Below are 20,550 nucleotides of genomic sequence, written 5' to 3' on the forward strand. Positions count from 1 at the left end.
CCCAAGGGTTGCGTTTTTTTATGATATCAAATGAAAATGTTTACTTAAATATATGAATACGATATCAAAACAAATGATTATTAAAAAATCAATTATTTTTAAATATATCAAAAAATATATCAAAACTGAATTAAAAAAATCATATATTTAAAAATATGATTTTTTTAATTCAGTTTTTTAATTATATGAGGCATATATATAATATAAATTATATATATTGGAGTAAATATATTCCTTATTAAGGATTACGTTAGAAAATTAAATGTAATATTTAATATTTTGGAGACCTTAGTGATTTAAATATTAGTACATATGGTATAATATTTAAAGATCAGGAAAGGAGGAATAAGTAAATGGATTTAAAAACATTACTTAATAAAGAGCAATATGAAGGGGCAACTACAATTGATGGGCAGGTGCTTATTTTAGCTGGAGCAGGTTCGGGTAAAACAAGAGTTTTAACTCATAGAATGGCTCATATGATTGATGATTTAGGAATTGCATCTTATAGTATATTAGCTATTACTTTTACAAATAAGGCAGCTAAGGAAATGAAGGATAGAGTTAAAAAACTTATTGGTGAAAGAGCTGATAACATGTGGATATCCACTTTCCATTCAACTTGTGTTAGGATTTTAAGAAGAGAAATAGACAAGATAGGTTATAAAAGTAGTTTTACTATATATGATAGTTCAGATCAAAAGGTATTAGTAAAAGAATGTATGAAAATTATTAATATTAATGATAAAGATATAACAGAACAAGAGATAATGGGTAAAATAGGTAAAGCTAAAGATAAAATGCAAGGAACTAAAAGTTATATGTTAGAAAATGAATCTAACTTTAGAGAAAAGAAAATTGCAGATGTTTATGAAATGTATCAAAAGAGACTAAAAGAAAATAATGCATTAGATTTTGATGATTTGATTTTTAAAACAGTAGAACTCTTTAGGAATAATCCAGAAGTACTAGAATTTTATCAAAATAAGTTTAAGTATATTATGGTAGATGAGTATCAAGATACTAATGGCGCTCAATATGAATTAGTAAAATTACTTGCATCTAAATATAAAAATATATGTGTGGTAGGCGACGATGATCAATGTATTTATCAGTGGAGGGGCGCAGATATTAGAAATATTTTAGATTTTGAAAAAGACTATCCAGGTGCAAAGGTAATTAAATTAGAGCAAAATTATAGATCTAAGGGAAACATATTGGATGCAGCTAATGTTGTAATTGTTAATAATGCAAATAGAAAGAGTAAAGTGCTCCGAACAGAGCAGGAACCTGGAAGTAAAATTAAGATATATAGAGCTTATGCTGATAGTGATGAAGGGAATTTTGTTGCAAAACAAATTCTAGATATAAAAAGCAAAGAAAATAAGAACTATAATGATTTCGCTATATTATATAGAACCAATGCTCAATCAAGAATTTTTGAAGAAAGCTTTAGAAGAATAGGAATTCCTTATAAGATAGTAGGAGGCACAAGGTTTTATGACAGAAAAGAAATAAAAGATGTATTAGCATATTTAAAAGTTATTGTTAATCCACAAGATGATATTAGTATTAGAAGAATTATAAATGTACCTAAAAGAAGTATTGGAGAGGCAACTGTTTCTAAAGTACAAGAGTTTGCTGCTAGTTTTGAATTAAACATATGGGATGCATTATCAGAAGTTAGAAGTATTCCTGCATTAACACCTAGAAATGTTTCGACGATAACACCATTTGTTACATTGATGGAAAATTTAACAATTCTTAGCGAGACAGTACCAATATCAGTATTGATTGAATCTGTATTAAAAGATACTGGATATATGAAACAATTGCAGGACTCTAATGAAATTGAGGATAAGAGCAGAATTGAAAACTTAAAAGAATTAGTATCTGATGCTGTTGATTTTGAAAATAGTAGTGAAGACAAATCATTATCTGCATATTTAGAAAAAGTTTCTTTGGTTCAGGATACTGATAAAATTGAAGAAGAAGATGACACTGTGGTGTTGATGACAATCCATAGTGCAAAGGGATTAGAATTCCCAGTAGTATTTATGGTTGGTATGGAAAATGGCATTTTCCCAGGAAATGCGTCGTTTGATAAAGAATCAGAGATGGAGGAATCTAGACGATTATGTTATGTCGGCATAACTAGAGCTAAAGATACATTATTTATGACATCAGCTGAAGTTAGAAGAGTATTTGGCAAAACTGTAGCATATCCTCAGTCTGATTTTATTAATGAAATAAAGCCAGATTTGAAAGAGTATGTTGGAGTGGAGAAGGCAAGTGTTAAAAACAGAGATAAAGCTATGAAAAGTAATTCTTATACTAATCCGCACAGCTTAAGAAATAGTGTTACAGGTAACAGGGCATATACTCTTTCTAATGGTGGTATTAATAATACAATTGATAGAAGTGCAATGAACGAAGTTATAAAAGAATATATAACTGATGATGAAGCAACACTTGGAAGAAAAGTTGTTCATGAAAAGTTTGGAATAGGAACAATTGTATCAGTCCAAGATTCTGGGAATGATAAGAAGTTAACCGTGGCTTTCGATAAGCAAGGCGTTAAATCATTATTATTGTCATTTGCAAAGCTTAAAATGATATAATAATATTCTGAATTATCAATACTCAATGATTAATTGCTAATGGAAGAACAAATTCTTTTCAAGAATTACACATTGAAAATTGGCAATTAAAAATTAAAATACAAAATCTATGAAGCGGATTTTTTATAGGAATAATTTTGGAGGACTAATTGTGGATAAAATTGAAAGAATAAAAGAGCTTGTGGAAAAATTAAATAGGTATTCTTATGAATATTATTCTTTGGATAGCCCTTCTATAAGTGATAAGGATTATGATAAAGAATATTACGAACTACAAGAGTTAGAAAAAGAAGCTGAATATGTACTCCCTTATTCTCCTACATTAAGAGTTGGAGATGTAGTATTAGGAGGCTTTAAAAAGTATAATCATAAAGCAAGACTCTGGAGTTTAGATAAGGCTCAAAGTCTTCAAGAAATCGAAGATTGGCATAATAGGAATGTTAGGTTTGTTGAAGAAGCGAGAAGTAAAGGTGAAAAACTACCAGCGTTGAAATACGTACTTACAAAAAAATTCGATGGATTAACAATTAATTTAACATATAATAATGAAGGTATACTTGAAATTGCAGCAACAAGAGGAACCGGAAACATTGGTGAAGAAGTGACAGCACAAGTGAAAACAATAAAATCAATTCCACTTAAAATCCAAAGCAAACATGTCTTTGAAGTTCATGGAGAAGCTGTTATGACTCAAGAAGCTTTTAAAAAATATAATGAAACTTCAGTAATGCCATTAAAAAATTTAAGAAATGGAGCTGCAGGAGCTTTAAGAAATCTTAATGTAAAAGAAACTGCTAAGCGAAACCTTTCGGCATTTTTTTATGATGTGGGATATAAAGAAGAAAATCAATTTAAGACTTATTTAGAAATGATGGAATTTATAAAAGAACAAGGTTTGCCTGTTGATGATTATATTAAAGTTTGCACATCTATGGATGAGATTGAAAAGGAAATCGGATATATAAAAGATATTAGATTTGATTTAAATTATGATATAGATGGATTAGTAATTGCAATTGATGATATGAGAACAAGAGAATTGTTGGGATATACAGTTAAATTTCCTAAATGGGCAATTGCATATAAATTTGAAGCTCAAGAAGCAACAACTAAACTTTTAGACGTTGAATGGAATGTTGGAAGAAGTGGAAGAATTGGACCAACGGCAATACTAGAACCAGTTGAACTTGCAGGCGTTACAGTTAAAAGGGCTACATTGAATAATATGGATGACATTGCAAGAAAAGGTGTTAGAATTGGAGCAGAAGTGTTTGTACGTAGAAGCAATGATGTTATACCTGAGATAATGGGAATTGTTCCAGAATCATTAGAAGGCTCAGAAGAAATTAAAGTACCGGAAGTTTGCCCAGCATGTGGGAGTCATTTGATTTTAAATGGAGCTCATTATTTTTGTGAAAATACATTATCTTGTAAACCTCAATTAGTTAAAAGTATAGTCCATTATGCGTGTAGAGAAGCTATGAATATAGAAGGTTTTTCAGAAAGAACAGCAGAACAGTTATTTGAAAAACTTAATATTAAATCTATTTCGGATTTATATAAATTAAAAGAAGATGAATTAATAGATTTAGAAAAGTTTGGACCTAAAAAAGCACAAAACCTTTTAGATGCTATTGAAAAGAGTAAAGAGTGCGAATTATATGCTTTTATATACGCTTTAGGAATTCCAAATGTGGGTGTAAAAACATCAAAAGATTTAGTTAATAAATTTAAATCCATAGAAGGTTTGAAAAATGCTACATTTGAAGAACTTATTGGAGTTCAAGACATTGGAGATATAGTTGCAAAGGATGTTATGGGATTTTTTAAAGAAGAGAAAGTAATGGAAACAATACAGGAATTATTATCTCTAGGGGTTAGTCCAAAATTTAATAAAAAAGAAGTTATAGAAAATCCTTTTGAAGGAAAAACTGTTGTTGCAACTGGATCACTTAAGAATTATTCTAGAACTGAGATAAAAGATAAACTAGAAAGCTTAGGCGCAAAGGTTTCAGGAAGTGTTAGTAAGAAAACAGATTATGTAATAGCAGGAGAAGCTGCTGGGTCGAAATTAACCAAAGCAGAAGAATTAGGCGTTAAAGTTCTTTCAGAAGAGGAATTTGAGGAAATATTAAGGGGGTAGAGTATGAAAAAATTAGTAAATGTGTTTGGATCTATGGCAGCATTTATAACAAGCATTTTAATAATTTGTACTTTCATAACAACATATCAATTTTATTATGTTGGTCAAATTTTTAATTCATACTTACCAATACAACTTGGAGTCTGTATAACTATGGCAATTTTGGGTGTTAGATTTCTTCTTAATGAAACAGGAAGAAAAAAAATAATATATTCCTTATTCAGTTTTGCAATATCTATTTCATTAATTTTCTTTATGATAAATTTAGTGAAATGAAAAATACAAATTATGAACTGTGGATTTTAAGAAGCAAATCATTGAAGAAAATAGATTAAAACAAAACAATGGTGGAGGAGCACTTCTTCAATTAATTAATAAGTTCTTTAATAAAAAGTTTTAAGGAGATAATAGAAGTGTTTATTTTCAAACTGAATATTAAAAAGCTGACTCAAAATGATTTTAAATTATTTTGAGTCAGCTTTTTGATTAGAAGAAATAATTCATGGTAATAATACAAATATAAGACATAAAAAATAGAATAGACTAGCTTGCTGACTTTTTATTTTTTTTGAATATGTTTAAATCAAAGTGAAGGGTGTAATTATGAAAAAATATTTTTTCTATGTAGTTATGATGATTTTTGTAATTTTATTTTGTTTAGGGTTTATAAATAAGGAAAGTAGCAATTTATCTAATAATAATTTAGAAGAAACATTAAATTATGGCATAGATGAAATCCCAAAGGATTTGGAGAAGGTTACTAATTTATCTAAACGTCATGAGGATATTATGTGTGCCGTTAGTAAAGGGCTAGTTTCAAAGAGTGAAGACAATAAAATAGTACCATCATTGGCAAGTGAAATCATAAAAGATCCAGAGGGAATTCAATATGAATTTAAGCTTAGAGATGATATTTTTTGGAGTGATGGAAGTAAAATAACACCTAATGATATAGTTGTATTTTTAAAAGAACTATTAAAGGAAGAAGATACAGAAAACATACAAGCGTTGCTTGAGGTGTATGGAGCAAAAGAATTTAAAGAAGGGAAAACTGTATTTGAAACTGGAGTTGCTATAAAAGGCACTGGAGATTCTGTTATTATTAGACTAAATAGAGGAAATGATAACTTTTTAAGTGAATTAACCAAACCGCAATATAGATTAAGAAAATATTTAATAATGTGGGGTAACATAAGAAATAATTATAATGAATTAATTTATTCAGGAGATTATAAAATTAATTCTATTACTAAAGATAATATGAAACTTGAAAGAAATAAAAAGAGCAGTGATAGTAATGTATCTAATATTAATATATTAGATGATGATAATGTTGAAATATCAATGGCATCGTATGAAATTAAGCAAAGAGATATTGTAATAAACCCTCCGGAAAGTGAACTTAATAAATTGGCTGAGCAAAAAAAAATAGTAACAGTGCCTGAGACAAAAGCAACATATATAGTTATTAATAATAACTATAATTCAATTACAATTCAAGGACGAAGAGAAATTTATAATAATGTATGTAAGGCTATTGAATCTTATAAAAATTTAAATGATAAGGCATTTGATCTTGCAGAAGGTAGTTTTTTTAGAGAAGATAAGCAAGATTTAACTAAATTACAAGCGAGAAAGGTTGGTAGTAACAAAGAGGGAGAATGGAATAAACCTAAAATATTAACACTAATATGTGAGGAAAATAATGAAAATAGAATTTTATGCAGAAGCATACAAGAGTGGTTTGAGGAAAACACAGATATAATTATAAAATATAGCTTAGTAAAAGAAGAATTTAAAGATGAAGAATTAAAAAAGAGATATGATATGATTTTACTTAATAATGATGCTAATTCATCTGATAAACAAAGTTTTTATTCTAAATTTAAAGATTATTTAACAGATGATCAAAATGAGCTTTTGGAAAAGGCAACAATAAATAAAATAGATTACGATTATTCAAGTTTAGAAGAAAATCTATTTGATAATTATAATATACTACCATTAGTATTTTATAATCAGAATATAGCCATTTCAAGCAAGATATCACAATTTAAGTTAGATGGAAATGGAAATATAGATTTTACCACAATTAAATGATTTTAAAAAAATGACTATTTTAGTTTTATAGATACAAAAAACTAAAATGCCACTTATACATGAAAGTTTTACTATCAATATTCAATGACCAATGCTCAACGATTAAGCAATGGTCATTGACAATTAGTATTTTTAATTACCAATTTAATTTAACGTATAAGTATAACTTATCAACTGGTAGTTATAAGGTTAACCTTTTTTAGTATGGCGAGGATGCTTAGATTTATTTTTATTATAGTTTTTATTTTTAAATGAAGAATTAGCTTTAGAAATATTATTTTTATTTAATAAATTAATATTATTAGTTTTTTTATAAGTATTTATATTGTTAGTTCTGGATTCTTCAGAAGTATCACATTCTTCGGTAGTTGGAGAATTTAATTTGATTTTTAGATTAACAGCTTGTGAGGAGTTTAATGTAGGTGGATTTGATAAACTTTCATTGGAATTATCTTTATTAGAATTATCTTTAATTTGATTAACATTTCTTAAATCAAGTGGTACTTGTGAACCTAAAGAAGGTGTAAATTCCATGAAATCTTCAACCATATCTTTAAGTAGATAAATAATTAAAAAGAAATTAAACATATTTTTATTGCTATCAAAAGAAGTCCTATTAGTACTTAAGGAATCTTTCCTTTTTGAATAACTTAAACTTTTTATAAATATAGGTGCTAAGCCCGTGCTCTTAGGAGTCGGCACTATTGGCATTCTGAAATATGTTTCGTCTAACATATCATCAGAACGTAAACTCAATTTTTTATATCTTTCAACTTCATCTAATGTTGGTGCTTCAGGCCAACTTGTTAAAAGTCCACCATTTACAAAGAATTTTCTATAAATACCAGAAATAATAGGTTTTAACTCAGTGGATTTATTTTCTTGGTTTGAGTACATAATTAATGAAAGAAGATAAGAATTGATTTCAGAACATGAATATTTACTTTCCTTTTTATCAGATAACTTAATGAATATATTTTTATCAACATCATATAAGCTAATTAATTTTTCAATTATATCTTTAGCCATGTCTTTAAAAGTTATTATTTCTGTATGTTTATAAGCTTCCATTAAGCATATAGAAAATAAAGCACAATCATCTATTGAATCTAAATAATAATCTTTTTCTTGAAATTTAGTAATTAATAAATCTCCTAAATCTATAATAAGTTCTTTGGCATTTAGATTAGAAGAATATTTATAAAATACATTTAATGCAAGAAAAATTTGAACATTTTCATTAAATGATAAATCATATAAGGCAGATTTATAGTCTTTGAACATATCTAAAATTTCATATGAAAATTTAATAAATTCATCACTAATTTGGTCGGACTCATTATAATGTGAATATAATAAGTAAGCATCCATCATAAATGCTTGATCAGAAAACTTAAATTTTTCATCTTTATCTATTAAAGAAAATCCTTTTGAATTTCCATCAGATAAATTTTTTTTATCAACAAATAACCCCTCATTATTTCTTAAATTTTCAGAGTAAAATTGTAGTTGCTCTTTTGCCAGGTATTTAAAGGGCTTTTCAAGAGATACCACATTTCTGCCTCCTTCATCATAATGTGAGTAATATTCGCTTAATTCAAGTAAACATAATGTCATAAGGGCACTAGTAGAAGGGTTTATTTCTTTCTTAAAACTAGATTCATCAAAGCCATGACTACTTTTGCTATGAATGAATAAAGGAGATGCTTTCCTATATAAGCATAATAGTGGAGAAAAGTTATTTAATATGCTAATATCATTTATAGAAGATTTTTTTGGAGTTCTAACCTGTGCCAAAAGGCCACATTTAGAGCTTAATACTAAAGTTTTTACTGATTCTTTTGATAAATGAAAAAGCTGACCACTAATTTCTTTTTGGGAAAGACTATTCATCCGAAAGAATGGTCCTATATATCTCAATGTATACACCTCTCATAAAATTCTCATCTTATTCATTAATATGAATTTAGTAAATAAAAAGTACATAAAATATTAATAAAAGGAGATTTTTTAAAATGAAGGAAGGAAAATTAGATTTTGATGATTTAAGACATATTATATTAAATAATAAAACAATTAAGAGAAATGAAGTTAAGGTTAGAAATGATGTTGGAGAAGATTGTTCTATAATTGATTTTGGAGATTGTGAAGGAATATTCTCTACAGACCCAATAACAGGAGCTAGTGAGAATATTGGTAAATTAGCTGTACATATTAATTGTAATGATATTGCATCATCAGGTGGGGAGCCTATAGGGATATTAGTTACAATATTGGCACCTACATCTTCAAACTTAGAAGAAATAAATAAAGTTATGAATGAAATCAATGAAGAAACGGCAAAAATCGGTGTTGAAATAATAGGTGGACATACAGAAGTAACAAGTGCAGTAAATAAGATGGTTATATCTGTTACTGTAATAGGAAAAAATTTAAAAGGTAAGTCTATTAAGACAGCAGGTGCAAAATTATATGACGACATAGTAGTAACTAAATCATTAGGATTAGAAGGTACATATATTTTGATAAATGATTATGAAGAAAGAATTCAAAAAATTTTATCAGAAGAAGAAATAGAATTTGGTAAGGGTTTGATAAATAAAATAAGTGTTCTAGAAGAAGGTAAAATAGGCGGAAAATTTGGAGTTAATTCAATGCACGATATAACAGAAGGAGGACTTCTTGGAAGCTTGTATGAGGTTGCTATGGCATCGAATAAGGGCTTTAGAATATATAAAGATAAAATTCCTGTATCTGATATAACTAAAAAGGTTTGCGAAGAATTTAAAATAGATCCGCTTAGACTTATATCATCTGGGAGTATGCTTATTACTACTAAAAATGGGGGGGAATTAATTAAAAAGTTAAAGGCAAAAGGAATTGAGGCTAGTATAATAGGGGAGATATGTGAACAAGGTGGAATTTTAGTTGATAAAGGGAATGAAATAAATGTAGAACCACCTAAAAGAGATGAATTATTTAATATACACCTATGAAAAATACTCACCATTAAAAATGTGAGAAGTACAATTAGGAATTTTTTAAGCAACAACTAAGAAATTTAAAAATTCATAAAGGTAATTAAGTTGTTAATTGTCTCATGTAAATTATATATTATAAATATTTTCAACAGGAGGAAGTAAATAGTGAAAAGATTGATATTAGCTAGTAATAATAAGAAAAAGATTAAGGAAATGAAAGAAATATTAAAAGAATTGCATATAGAAGTAAAATCTTTGGAAAACGAAAACATTAATATAGATGTAGTTGAAGACGGGAAAACATTTGAAGAAAATGCTAAGAAGAAAGCAAAAGAAATATGCGAATTTTTATTAAAAAGAGGAGATAATAATTTTATTGTATTAGCAGATGATTCTGGCTTAGAAGTTGATTATTTAAATGGAGAGCCTGGGATATATTCTGCTAGATATGCTGGAGAGCATGGAAATGATACAAAAAACAATGAAAAATTACTAAAAAGTTTAAGTGAAGTACATAAAAAAAATAGAGGTGCTAAGTTTGTTTGTCAATTAGCACTATTTACAGACCAAGGAGAGTACTTTAAAGTTACTGGAGCTGTAAATGGATATATTGTAGAAGAGTTGCATGGAGAAGGCGGATTTGGATATGATCCACTGTTCTTGTATGAACCATTAAATAAAACTTTTGCACAATTAACTTCAGAGGAAAAAAATGAAATTAGTCATAGAGGCGTTGCACTAAAAGAATTAAAAAGGATAATCCGTGAGTTTTTATAATTGATTATAGTTGAAGTATATGGGATTATATTATTGGAATAATATAAATTATAAAGAATGTATATCATAATAATCATTAATTTACTTTAAATTTTATAATAATAATGATAAACCCTATCTTAAACTCATGAAGTTACTAAAGATAGATTAGAAGAGGAGGAAGAAAATATTATGTTGATTGCAGTTGTAAGCGATACTCATAGAGTAATTAAATATATTGATTTGGCTAAAGAATTAATAGAGGGTGCGGATGTATTAATACATTTAGGCGATAATATTGATGATGTTGAGGTATTAGAATGTGGTTTTGAGGGAAAAGTATATGCAGTTGCAGGCAATTGTGATTATTCAACAAAATATCCTAAAGAAACCATTATAGAAGTAAATGGAAGAAAAATATTTTTTACACATGGCGATTTATATGGTGTAAAAAATTCTCTAAATAATATTTACTATAGAGGAAAAGAATTAGATGCAGATATTGTTCTGTTTGGACATACTCATGAACAAATAATAGAAGAGAACAGAGGAATTATATTGATGAATCCAGGTAGTATATCATTGCCAAAATTTAAGGGGAGATATGTTGGATTTATAGATATTAATGATGACGGGGATATTGATACATATTTAAAAGAGATTATAATATGAACTTCAATTAATTATGCCATATAAGGTATATTGTTAAAAATAATTACCGAATATGATTATTTATTTTGTGAATTTGTACAGTTATTTTATGTATCTAAGTAAAAAATAATATAATTTGCTTAGTATAAAAACCGTTGAATAAAGACGTTTATATAGTATATAAATGCATATTTATATAGTATCTAAGGAATTATTATGAATTTTTTTAAAAAAAGTATTGACGAAATAGATTTGATATTGTAAAATAATCCTTGTCGCTAAGATATGAAGTGACAAGCTAAGAAATATGTTTAATACTTCGGGGTGTGGCGCAGCTGGGAGCGCGCGTCGTTTGGGACGATGAGGTCGCAGGTTCAATCCCTGTCACCCCGACCATTTACAAATTAATAAGTGCGGGTATCGTATATTGGTAATACTCTAGCCTTCCAAGCTAAAAAGGTGGGTTCGATTCCCACTACCCGCTCCATTAAAAATTTTTAAAATGTAAATGTAATAAAAAAGTGTTGACAAATTTCGTAGAATGGTTTAAAATAAAAAACGTTCCGAAAACAAAAACAAGTTGACAAAAACAAATGGATGTTGTATAATGATAAACGTCTGAAAAACAAAAAAATAATATGCGTTTTTAGCTCAGTTGGATAGAGCAACGCCCTTCTAAGGCGTGGGCCGGGGGTTCGAATCCCTTAAAACGCACCATTTAAATCGGGGTGTGGCGCAGCTGGGAGCGCGCGTCGTTTGGGACGATGAGGTCGCAGGTTCAATCCCTGTCACCCCGACCATTTAAAAAAATAATATGTGCGGGTATCGTATATTGGTAATACTCTAGCCTTCCAAGCTAAAAAGGTGGGTTCGATTCCCACTACCCGCTCCATACAAACTTTAAGTTTGTAACAAAAAAATAATATGCGTTTTTAGCTCAGTTGGATAGAGCAACGCCCTTCTAAGGCGTGGGCCGGGGGTTCGAATCCCTTAAAACGCACCATATGGTGGATGTAGTTCAGTTGGTAGAGCGCCAGTTTGTGGTACTGGTTGTCGTGGGTTCGAGCCCCATCGTCCACCCCATATAATGGGATGTCGCCAAGCGGTAAGGCAATAGACTTTGACTCTGTTATGCGTAGGTTCGAATCCTGCCATCCCAGCCATTCGGTTTACTAGCTCAGTTGGTAGAGCACATGACTTTTAATCATGGTGTCCCGGGTTCGATTCCCGGGTAAGCCACCAATTTAATAATTATTTATGCAGATGTGGCGGAATTGGCAGACGCACTAGACTTAGGATCTAGCGCCTCACGGTGTAAGGGTTCGACTCCCTTCATCTGCACCAAATGAGCGAAAATGACTCAACGGTAGAGTGCCACCTTGCCAAGGTGGAGGCTGCGGGTTCGAATCCCGTTTTTCGCTCCAATTATATTTTAAATATAAGACAAACTGTAATGTGCGGGTATCGTATATTGGTAATACTCTAGCCTTCCAAGCTAAAAAGGTGGGTTCGATTCCCACTACCCGCTCCATTTATATATTTACAAAATAACATGCGTGATTAGCTCAGTCGGTAGAGCACCTGACTCTTAATCAGGGTGTCCAGGGTTCGAATCCCTGATGACGCACCAGTGGTAAATATATCTCTAACAATTTGTTAGAATATGTGGAATAAACTGTAAGGTTCATTCCATTTAATGGGATGTCGCCAAGCGGTAAGGCAATAGACTTTGACTCTGTTATGCGCAGGTTCGAATCCTGCCATCCCAGCCATTTATGGTTTACTAGCTCAGTTGGTAGAGCACATGACTTTTAATCATGGTGTCCCGGGTTCGATTCCCGGGTAAGCCACCAATTTAATAAAATTAAGCAGATGTGGCGGAATTGGCAGACGCACTAGACTTAGGATCTAGCGCCTTACGGTGTAAGGGTTCGACTCCCTTCATCTGCACCAAGCGAGCGAAAATGACTCAACGGTAGAGTGCCACCTTGCCAAGGTGGAGGTTGCGGGTTCAAATCCCGTTTTTCGCTCCACATATATTTTATAAAAAAATTATATATGCGGGTATCGTATATTGGTAATACTCTAGCCTTCCAAGCTAAAAAGGTGGGTTCGATTCCCACTACCCGCTCCAATTAACAACTGTTTTCAGTTGTTTTTTTATATATAAATTAATATGCATTTGTAGTTCAGTTGGATAGAGCGTTGGACTTCGAATCCAGAAGTCGTGAGTTCGAATCTCACCAAGTGCACCAAAAAGTTAGAGATACCAACGGTTTAAAGAAATTTAAATCGTTGGTATTTTTGTTGATACAACCATTACTACAACCAACAGGTGTAAATAAAGAAAGATATATAAGTGGAATTTATGGATTCCATAAAAGAAAATGCTTGTTTCACCTATAATATCACCAAGGATAAAGAAAAAAGCTAACCTAGTTAACCTAAATGGCGTGAACTATTGGCATTACTATACGGAACTGGTACAGGGGCAGAAATAAATGGTATATCAGTACATACTAATATTAACAAAGTAAGTCATACAGGAAAAGTTGATTATTCTATGTTAATCAAGGGCATAGGAGCGACAAAAACGTCAAATGTTGTGTACCAACGGACTTAGTTTATAATACAACAGTTGGAAACGATTTAACCATGCTTACAGACGTTAACGGTCAATATATAGTGCCACCTAAGGTATTAGATAATTATGCAATATCAGAAAGTAATAACATAAATAATAATCAAGCGTTGGTTTACAATAGAGATTGTATGCTTTTAGGTGTGAACCAATGAATTAAAATGGAATAGGCTTACAGTTCGGACGGATTCCAAATAATGATTAAGAATTTATATCAGATGTGATTTAGGTGTAACGAGTGTTAAAAAGTTCTCCTAAATGTGGCAGAGTCCACGAACATAATTATAATTGTAAGGCTATCACTAGAATTAATAGTGGTAGCCTTTCTAATAAGTTCAGAAATACCCAGGCATGGAAGAAGAAAAGGAAGATAGTATTTTATAGAGATAAAGGCTTATGTCAGTTATGTATTAGAAATTTGTATGATACATCTGGACGTGCCTATAATCATAAATTAATTGAAGTACATCACATAGAGCCGATAGTTGAGGCTTATGACTTAAGACTAGACGAATGTAACTTAATATCTTTGTGTACTTATCATCATAAGATAGCGGACCGTGGCAGATACCGAAGGAAGTATTAAAAGATATAATAAAGATTGTTTTTTTAAAAGTTTAATAATGGAATATTTACATAATATGTTATAATTAATTTATATAAGTAAGTTTGTATAAATATAGCTAAGTGAAGTTTAAGCTAGGATATATTTTGTGAGAGGGGTTATAAGTGATGGATTTGAGGTTGAGTATAATGGCATTGATTGTGCCGACAATTATGGTTGCATTTTGGGCAGTAGGATTTTATACACTTATTTTATTAATTAAAGCGTTAAAAATATATATTAATAAGAATTCTTAACAGATTAAATTTGTAACATAGAATAAGAATACCATGTTATTCAAATGAATTTGCGATATTTTTTGTATGGTAGACCATGAGAGATATCAAGATAAGTATTAAAGGATATCCCCCTATTTTAGGGGCTTTTTTATTGGGGAGGCTGACACCACTAGCCCCAAATTACTTACGAATTTTTCCCTAAATGAAGTTTTGAAAATTCATTTTACAGATTATTTGTAAATGAATGGGGTATTGTAATACTATATTAAGGCCCAAACTTATTTTTAAATTTAGTCAAAATAAAGTCTATTCCTTTTATTGGTATTGCGACTAGTTCCTGTACTTCCATATGTGACTCCTATATCAATACCGCCATTGCTTCCTGTACCTTCTGCACTTGTACTACTCTTTAATAATTGAGATTCATTAGTATTTTGCCATTCTTGGACTTGACTAATAGCTTCTTCAGGAGTTTTACCTAATCCTACAAGTACACCTAATAAAATAAATTTCTGATATGCACTTTGCGTATTCATCCTTTGCGTAGTTTCTCTTAAGGCATAAGTAACTAAGGGTTTAATAATTTACTTTTTACTAAATTAGAAATAGCAGACTAAATACTTAATGTATTGTAATGCGTTAAACTTACGCTAAATCGGGTGTTAAATATGATATTATCGCTAAAATAATTGCAACTAGAATTAGTCTTTTAATCAAACTAAATAAACTGTTATAGTATTATTTTTCGTTTTCATTTTATTCATCTCAGTTAAGTGTGGTGACTACACTAGATTATTTATATGTAAAATAAAGAGCATCCATTAAATACAGATACTCTTTAGAATTAAAATCAAAGTCTAATAATATTAAAAAAATTATCAATTAAAGATTAATATAATTATTTTAATATTGTTGCACTTCATTGAAGATGGCTCCTGTTGCATCTATTTCTGTCTGCGGTGCTGGAGACAAAGCATAAAAACCACTTTTAACCATCCATTGCCATACTTCATAAGCATGATTACAACTCATTGTAAAAGCATCTTTTAAGAATTCTCGAAGTTCTGGATTACTTGCTTCCATAGCACTCCATGCATACTCTCTTCCAGCTCTTTTTAAAGTTAAAAGATATCCTGTAGCTATTTCCCTATCATTCAATTGTTGTACATCTGTTCTAGGTGTAACTGGAATTGTTGCAACTGGCGCTTTAGTAAAGTCTTGTAGAATTTTTGTTAATACTGGAACATTCAACTTTTCTGTAGGTGCAGTTGCATCTTTAACAAATTTAACTTTCATATTATAATCTTGAACATGAACTGGAAAATGAGTTTCTATCATAGATTTTAATTGTGGGTCTGTAACCATATTTTTGTAAAGTGCCATATTAGTTATAGAATTTACGCAGCTTAAAATTAATTCACTCAAATTATGTAATTCACCACATGATAATTGCATGATACTTTCCTCCTGCTAATTATATATTTTAAACAGTAATATTAAACTTTATTTTCTAGGGTTTTCAAAAGATGGTGGTGTTGGGTCTGGAGCTTTTTGTGCTGGTCCAGGTGTAGATAAATCAAAATAAAGTTTAGAATCTTGAGTAACACCAAAATCTTTATTTGAACCAGTATTTTGTACCTTATTTAAGGCTTCTCTAAATAAGGCATTATGAGCTTCTTCTCTATTAAGTAAGAAATCAATTGTTGCTCTAACTTCTTTGTCTTCAATTTGGCGATACAAGTACTCATATACAACTTTAGCTCTTTGTTCAGATGCTATATTAGATAATAAATCTGCAACTAAATCACCAGTAACAGTTACATAATCTGCTGTCCAAGGTGCTCCAGATGAATTAATTAATACAGGTGATAAGCCACATTGTACATGGGTTTGAATTTCACCATTAGTAACTTGTGTATTATTTACATCATGACCATTTAGCAAGTTTATTGTTTGTGCTACCATTTCCATGTGACTAAGTTCTTCTGCGCCAATATCCAAAAATAAATCTTTTATTTCAGGGTCTTTTATCCTAAAGCTTTGAGAAAGATATTGCATTGCTGCTTTAACCTCTCCATTGCCTCCACCTAATTGTTCTTGCATTAATACTGCATATTGTGGATTCGGTCTTTCAACTTTTACTTCATGTAATAATTGTTTCTTATGCTCGAACATAAAAACACCTCCAAGTAATAAATTTTACTTTCATAGTATTTGTTTTATTATCATTAATATTCATGTGTAATTACCAATACTGACTATTATGAAGCTCAATTTTTATTGTTATTGATAAAAATAATGTAGTCCTACAGGCAACTAACAAATTAATGGAGATAAGTGTATAGTATTAAAAAAAGTGGAATACTAATTATGAGGTGATTTACATGGAAAGTGTATGGAATTCTGAGATTAATTTTAGAAAAAGAGAAGTTTTAAGTAAAGATATAGAGTGTGATATTCTTGTAATAGGAGCTGGAATGGCTGGATTACTCACAGCATATATGCTTGCTAAAAGTGGGAGAGAAGTTGTTATTATTGATGCTAAAAGTACTGCTAATGGAGTTACGAAAAATACAACAGCAAAGATAACATGTCAGCATGACTTAATTTACGATAGTATAATTAAGGAATTTGGAGAAGAAGGAGCAAGGCAATATGCTAAGGCTAATGAACTTGCAATAGAAAAGTATAAAGAAATAATTGATGAGGAAAATATTGATTGTGATTTTGAACGCAAGGATGCATATGTGTATTCTTTAGATAATACTGAAAGCCTTAAAAGTGAATATATTGCAGTAAAAAAACTAGGAATTGATGCAGAGTTAGTGGATGAAGTAAATCTTCCTTTTAAGGTTAAAGGAGCATTGAAGTTTAAGAATCAAGCACAGTTTAATCCACTTAAATTCTTAAGAACAATTTCAGAAAAATTGACTATTTATGAAAATACAACAGCACTTGATATTACAGAAGAAATTTCTGTAGTTACAAAAGATGATATAAAAATTAAGGCAAATAAAATAATAGTGGCAACACATTATCCATTTTTAAACACTCCAGGCTATTATTTTATGAGAATGCATCAAGAAAGATCATATGTTTTAGCTTTAGAAAATGCTCAAGATGTAAATGGAATGTATAAAGGTATTGATAAGAATGCATATTCATTTAGAAATTATAAAAATTTATTAATATTTGGTGGTGAAGCACAAAGAGCTGGGGAAAATGAAGAGGGTGGAGCCTATGAAAAACTCAGAAAAGCAGCCAAAGAACTTTATCCGAATTCAATAGAAAAATATCATTGGTCAGCACAAGATTGTATGACCTTAGATAATATACCTTATATAGGTCATTACTCATCAAAAACCCCTGATATTTATGTTGAAACAGGATTTAAAAAATGGGGAATGACAACTTCAATGGTAGCTGCAATGATAATAAGTGATATGATTCTTGAAAAGGAAAATGACTTTTCGGAAATATTTTCACCAGGAAGATTTGATATGTCAGCATCAATGAAAAATGCTGCTAATGATCTTATGATAACTGCAAAAAACTTTATTGCGCAGAGGATAGATATTCCAGAGGAAAGTATTGTAAGTCTTAAAAATGGTCAAGGCGGTATAGTAGAATATAAAGGTCGAAAGACTGGCGTGTATAAGGATAATGATGGAAGAATATTTGCAGTATCAACAAAATGTGCTCATCTAGGATGTGAGCTTCACTGGAATGCTGACGAATTAACTTGGGATTGTCCTTGCCATGGTTCAAGATATGATTATAAGGGCAATTGGATAGAAAGCCCTACAAATAAGTCTCTTGATGAAATATAGCTTTACAAAAGTGGAGTTTTATGCAGCATAAATGAAGATAGATATAATAAAAAAGATATAAGTATAATGCATTTCCTAAGTATACTTTTAAAGGAAGTGAATATGAAATCAACTAATAAAGGTTATGAATTATAATTATTCTAATATTTACATAGATTATTATTTATCATAGTGGTTAATATATTACTGCCAACAAATTTATTATAATTAAAGGAGGTAGATATATATGGGCTCAAACAACAATTCAAGTAACAGAACTTTAGTACCAGAAGCAAGACAAGGGTTAAACAAATTTAAAACTGAGGTTGCTTCATCAATTGGATTACAAGACTATGAAAGCACAGATAAAGGAAACCTTTCTTCAAGACAAAATGGAAGCGTTGGTGGGGAAATGGTAAAGAGAATGGTAGAAAGTTACGAAAAAGGACTTTAAAAATTAACTGATTATACATGCACTAAGCTAGCTCTTGGTGCATGTATAATTATGTAAAAGGCACTATTAAATATTAATGATGGTTAATTAAAGTGCCGTATTATTAAAAATGAATTTGCCATATCTAAATGAATAATACTTAAGTTTTTAAATTAACTAGTATTATAATTTATGCAATTATTAATATTTTATTTTTAAATTTTCAATACCTTTATTCCTAAATACCCTGTAAAGCTAAGTCTTAAGTTTAAACTTAAGATATATGTAGGCAATACAGGGTATTTTAATATATTTTTTTAAACTAATAGTAAGAAAAAAGATAGAACTTCAATAGATTGATAGTCATATATAATTTTTAGTGAGGAATGAATAAATTAAAAAAGTCTGAGAAAAATAAATTACATAAGTTTAAGTAGCAGGAGGTAATAATACTTGAGTAGTATAAATGGAATTTGAGTAAGTATACCGAGAAAATAAGCTTTTGATAAAGTTACAGGAGATAAACCAGGATGTGAAAATGGAGACTGTGGTGCATGCACTATTCTTATAGATGGATGGCCTATAAAATCTTACTTAATGCTGACGGTTGAAGCAATAAATAAAAAGATAGTTACTGTTGAAGGCTTGAAAAATGCACCAATACAAAAAGCTTTTGTAGATAATTTTAGTTTTCAATGTATATAAAGCTAATTTCAATATTATTATTTAAAAATATAGATTTATTGATTCAATAATTATTTGGATTTTGATCAAAAACAATGGTAGGCTGTTTTATAAAGTAAAAGTATATAAAGACATGAAAAGATGGTTATAAATTATAATGATTCTAATATTTACATAGGTTATTATTTATCATAGTGGTTAATATATTACTGCCAACAAATTTATTATAATTAAAGGAGGTAGATATATATGAGCTCAAACAACAGTGGAAGTAACAGAACTCTAGTACCAGAAGCAAAACAAGGTTTAAACAAATTAAAAACTGAGGTTGCATCAGAAATCGGATTACAAAACTATGAAAGCACAGATAAAGGAAACCTTTCTTCAAGACAAAATGGAAGTGTTGGTGGGGAAATGGTAAAGAGAATGGTAGAAAGCTACGAAAAAGGACTCTAGAAGATAACTAATTATACATGCACTAAGTTAATTCTTGGTGCATGTATAATTATGTAAAAAAGTACTGATGTTGCAATTTGCAGTATATTTAATCTATTACGACATAGTTATATTTGAAATAGGTGATTTCAATGGAACAATATTTTAGGATTACTATGAAAATAATTTCAAAATCAACATAAGTATACTTGTTTCTAAGTTAGACCAGGGTTTAAGAATAAACTCTGGTTTATTTTGATTTGAAATATTTTTCAGATAAGTAGACAAAAAAATATGCTAGATTTAATAATTGATTTTTATATGATTAATGTATAGTGATTAAAGATTTACCTTGAAATAAAGAACTATTTCAAAGTAGATCTTTTGTTTATTTTAAAAACATGTATTATTTGCAACAATAAATTAAATAATACTATTAGACTACTTTTTAAG

General features: G+C 29.7%; 13 protein-coding genes, 19 tRNA genes and 2 pseudogenes. 30 read left to right on the forward strand and 4 right to left on the reverse strand.

The features are described from left to right. The first annotated feature begins 353 nt into the window (after window positions 1-353). The 4 genes from pcrA to DIC82_05975 all read left to right on the forward strand — a co-directional run bounded on the left by pcrA (window position 354) and on the right by DIC82_05975 (window position 6,864). Complete coding sequence (pcrA, locus tag DIC82_05960; GenBank protein AWK50609.1) at window positions 354-2,621, forward strand: DNA helicase PcrA; 2,268 nt, start codon at window positions 354-356, stop codon at window positions 2,619-2,621. Between the two features lie 151 nt (window positions 2,622-2,772). Continuing rightward, a complete protein-coding gene (locus DIC82_05965; protein ID AWK50610.1) occupies window positions 2,773-4,764 on the forward strand; it encodes a DNA ligase (NAD(+)) LigA in 1,992 nt (663 codons plus the stop codon). A 3-nt stretch (window positions 4,765-4,767) separates the two neighbouring features. Further along, a complete protein-coding gene (locus tag DIC82_05970) occupies window positions 4,768-5,040 on the forward strand; it encodes a hypothetical protein (protein ID AWK50611.1) in 273 nt (90 codons plus the stop codon). Window positions 5,041-5,367: 327 nt separating this feature from the next. Then, complete coding sequence (locus tag DIC82_05975; GenBank protein AWK50612.1) at window positions 5,368-6,864, forward strand: peptide ABC transporter substrate-binding protein; 1,497 nt, start codon at window positions 5,368-5,370, stop codon at window positions 6,862-6,864. Between the two features lie 189 nt (window positions 6,865-7,053). On the opposite strand, the gene DIC82_05980 is transcribed toward DIC82_05975, so the two are convergent. Beyond that, window positions 7,054-8,784: a hypothetical protein gene (locus DIC82_05980; GenBank protein ID AWK50613.1), complete on the reverse strand. Its 1,731-nt coding sequence runs from the start codon at window positions 8,782-8,784 to the stop codon at window positions 7,054-7,056. A 95-nt stretch (window positions 8,785-8,879) separates the two neighbouring features. Between DIC82_05980 and DIC82_05985 the strand changes: the two genes are divergently transcribed. From DIC82_05985 to DIC82_06090, 22 genes are all read left to right on the forward strand, one after another. After that, window positions 8,880-9,860, forward strand: a complete 981-nt coding sequence (locus DIC82_05985) for an AIR synthase (GenBank protein AWK50614.1) — start codon at window positions 8,880-8,882, stop codon at window positions 9,858-9,860. 150 nt (window positions 9,861-10,010) lie between these two features. Continuing rightward, window positions 10,011-10,622 (forward strand): non-canonical purine NTP pyrophosphatase, encoded by a 612-nt coding sequence (locus tag DIC82_05990; protein ID AWK50615.1) that lies wholly within the window; start codon window positions 10,011-10,013, stop codon window positions 10,620-10,622. 171 nt (window positions 10,623-10,793) lie between these two features. Continuing rightward, on the forward strand, window positions 10,794-11,273 hold the full coding sequence (locus tag DIC82_05995; protein AWK50616.1) for a metallophosphoesterase: 480 nt from the start codon (window positions 10,794-10,796) through the stop codon (window positions 11,271-11,273). Window positions 11,274-11,572: 299 nt separating this feature from the next. Continuing rightward, window positions 11,573-11,648, forward strand: a tRNA-Pro gene (locus DIC82_06000). Window positions 11,649-11,665: 17 nt separating this feature from the next. Then, window positions 11,666-11,739, forward strand: a tRNA-Gly gene (locus DIC82_06005). A 153-nt stretch (window positions 11,740-11,892) separates the two neighbouring features. After that, window positions 11,893-11,969: transfer RNA gene (locus tag DIC82_06010), tRNA-Arg, on the forward strand. A gap of 7 nt (window positions 11,970-11,976) precedes the next feature. Continuing rightward, window positions 11,977-12,052, forward strand: a tRNA-Pro gene (locus DIC82_06015). An 18-nt stretch (window positions 12,053-12,070) separates the two neighbouring features. Then, window positions 12,071-12,144: transfer RNA gene (locus tag DIC82_06020), tRNA-Gly, on the forward strand. 34 nt (window positions 12,145-12,178) lie between these two features. Then, window positions 12,179-12,255: transfer RNA gene (locus tag DIC82_06025), tRNA-Arg, on the forward strand. A 4-nt stretch (window positions 12,256-12,259) separates the two neighbouring features. After that, window positions 12,260-12,335, forward strand: a tRNA-His gene (locus DIC82_06030). 5 nt (window positions 12,336-12,340) lie between these two features. Continuing rightward, window positions 12,341-12,415 (forward strand) — tRNA-Gln (locus tag DIC82_06035). Between the two features lie 3 nt (window positions 12,416-12,418). Next, window positions 12,419-12,494, forward strand: a tRNA-Lys gene (locus tag DIC82_06040). Window positions 12,495-12,511: 17 nt separating this feature from the next. Next, window positions 12,512-12,596 (forward strand) — tRNA-Leu (locus DIC82_06045). A 5-nt stretch (window positions 12,597-12,601) separates the two neighbouring features. Beyond that, window positions 12,602-12,676: transfer RNA gene (locus tag DIC82_06050), tRNA-Gly, on the forward strand. Between the two features lie 33 nt (window positions 12,677-12,709). Further along, window positions 12,710-12,783: transfer RNA gene (locus DIC82_06055), tRNA-Gly, on the forward strand. Between the two features lie 23 nt (window positions 12,784-12,806). Then, a tRNA-Lys gene (locus DIC82_06060) sits at window positions 12,807-12,882 on the forward strand. 67 nt (window positions 12,883-12,949) lie between these two features. Further along, window positions 12,950-13,024 (forward strand) — tRNA-Gln (locus tag DIC82_06065). A gap of 5 nt (window positions 13,025-13,029) precedes the next feature. Beyond that, window positions 13,030-13,105: transfer RNA gene (locus tag DIC82_06070), tRNA-Lys, on the forward strand. A gap of 15 nt (window positions 13,106-13,120) precedes the next feature. After that, window positions 13,121-13,205 (forward strand) — tRNA-Leu (locus DIC82_06075). A 5-nt stretch (window positions 13,206-13,210) separates the two neighbouring features. After that, window positions 13,211-13,285, forward strand: a tRNA-Gly gene (locus DIC82_06080). A gap of 27 nt (window positions 13,286-13,312) precedes the next feature. Continuing rightward, window positions 13,313-13,386: transfer RNA gene (locus DIC82_06085), tRNA-Gly, on the forward strand. A gap of 44 nt (window positions 13,387-13,430) precedes the next feature. Then, a tRNA-Arg gene (locus tag DIC82_06090) sits at window positions 13,431-13,507 on the forward strand. 1,639 nt (window positions 13,508-15,146) lie between these two features. On the opposite strand, the pseudogene DIC82_06095 reads toward DIC82_06090, so the two are convergent. The 3 genes and pseudogenes from DIC82_06095 to DIC82_06105 all read right to left on the reverse strand — a co-directional run bounded on the left by DIC82_06095 (window position 15,147) and on the right by DIC82_06105 (window position 16,911). After that, a pseudogene (locus tag DIC82_06095) lies at window positions 15,147-15,272 on the reverse strand (rubrerythrin). Between the two features lie 367 nt (window positions 15,273-15,639). Further along, window positions 15,640-16,191: a spore coat protein gene (locus tag DIC82_06100; protein AWK50617.1), complete on the reverse strand. Its 552-nt coding sequence runs from the start codon at window positions 16,189-16,191 to the stop codon at window positions 15,640-15,642. Window positions 16,192-16,239: 48 nt separating this feature from the next. Beyond that, window positions 16,240-16,911, reverse strand: coding sequence for a manganese catalase (locus tag DIC82_06105; GenBank protein AWK50618.1), 672 nt, complete (start codon window positions 16,909-16,911; stop codon window positions 16,240-16,242). Window positions 16,912-17,120: 209 nt separating this feature from the next. Between DIC82_06105 and DIC82_06110 the strand changes: the two genes are divergently transcribed. The 4 genes and pseudogenes from DIC82_06110 to DIC82_06125 all read left to right on the forward strand — a co-directional run bounded on the left by DIC82_06110 (window position 17,121) and on the right by DIC82_06125 (window position 20,118). Further along, window positions 17,121-18,566, forward strand: coding sequence for an FAD-dependent oxidoreductase (locus DIC82_06110; GenBank protein ID AWK50619.1), 1,446 nt, complete (start codon window positions 17,121-17,123; stop codon window positions 18,564-18,566). Between the two features lie 226 nt (window positions 18,567-18,792). Then, complete coding sequence (locus DIC82_06115) at window positions 18,793-18,999, forward strand: acid-soluble spore protein (GenBank protein AWK50620.1); 207 nt, start codon at window positions 18,793-18,795, stop codon at window positions 18,997-18,999. A 489-nt stretch (window positions 19,000-19,488) separates the two neighbouring features. After that, window positions 19,489-19,677, forward strand: a pseudogene (locus DIC82_06120) ((2Fe-2S)-binding protein). Window positions 19,678-19,911: 234 nt separating this feature from the next. Then, window positions 19,912-20,118, forward strand: a complete 207-nt coding sequence (locus DIC82_06125; GenBank protein ID AWK50621.1) for an acid-soluble spore protein — start codon at window positions 19,912-19,914, stop codon at window positions 20,116-20,118. The last annotated feature ends 432 nt before the right edge of the window (window positions 20,119-20,550 follow it).

This window comes from Clostridium beijerinckii, from assembly GCA_003129525.1.
GTDB classification, from domain to species: Bacteria; Bacillota; Clostridia; order Clostridiales; family Clostridiaceae; genus Clostridium; species Clostridium beijerinckii_D.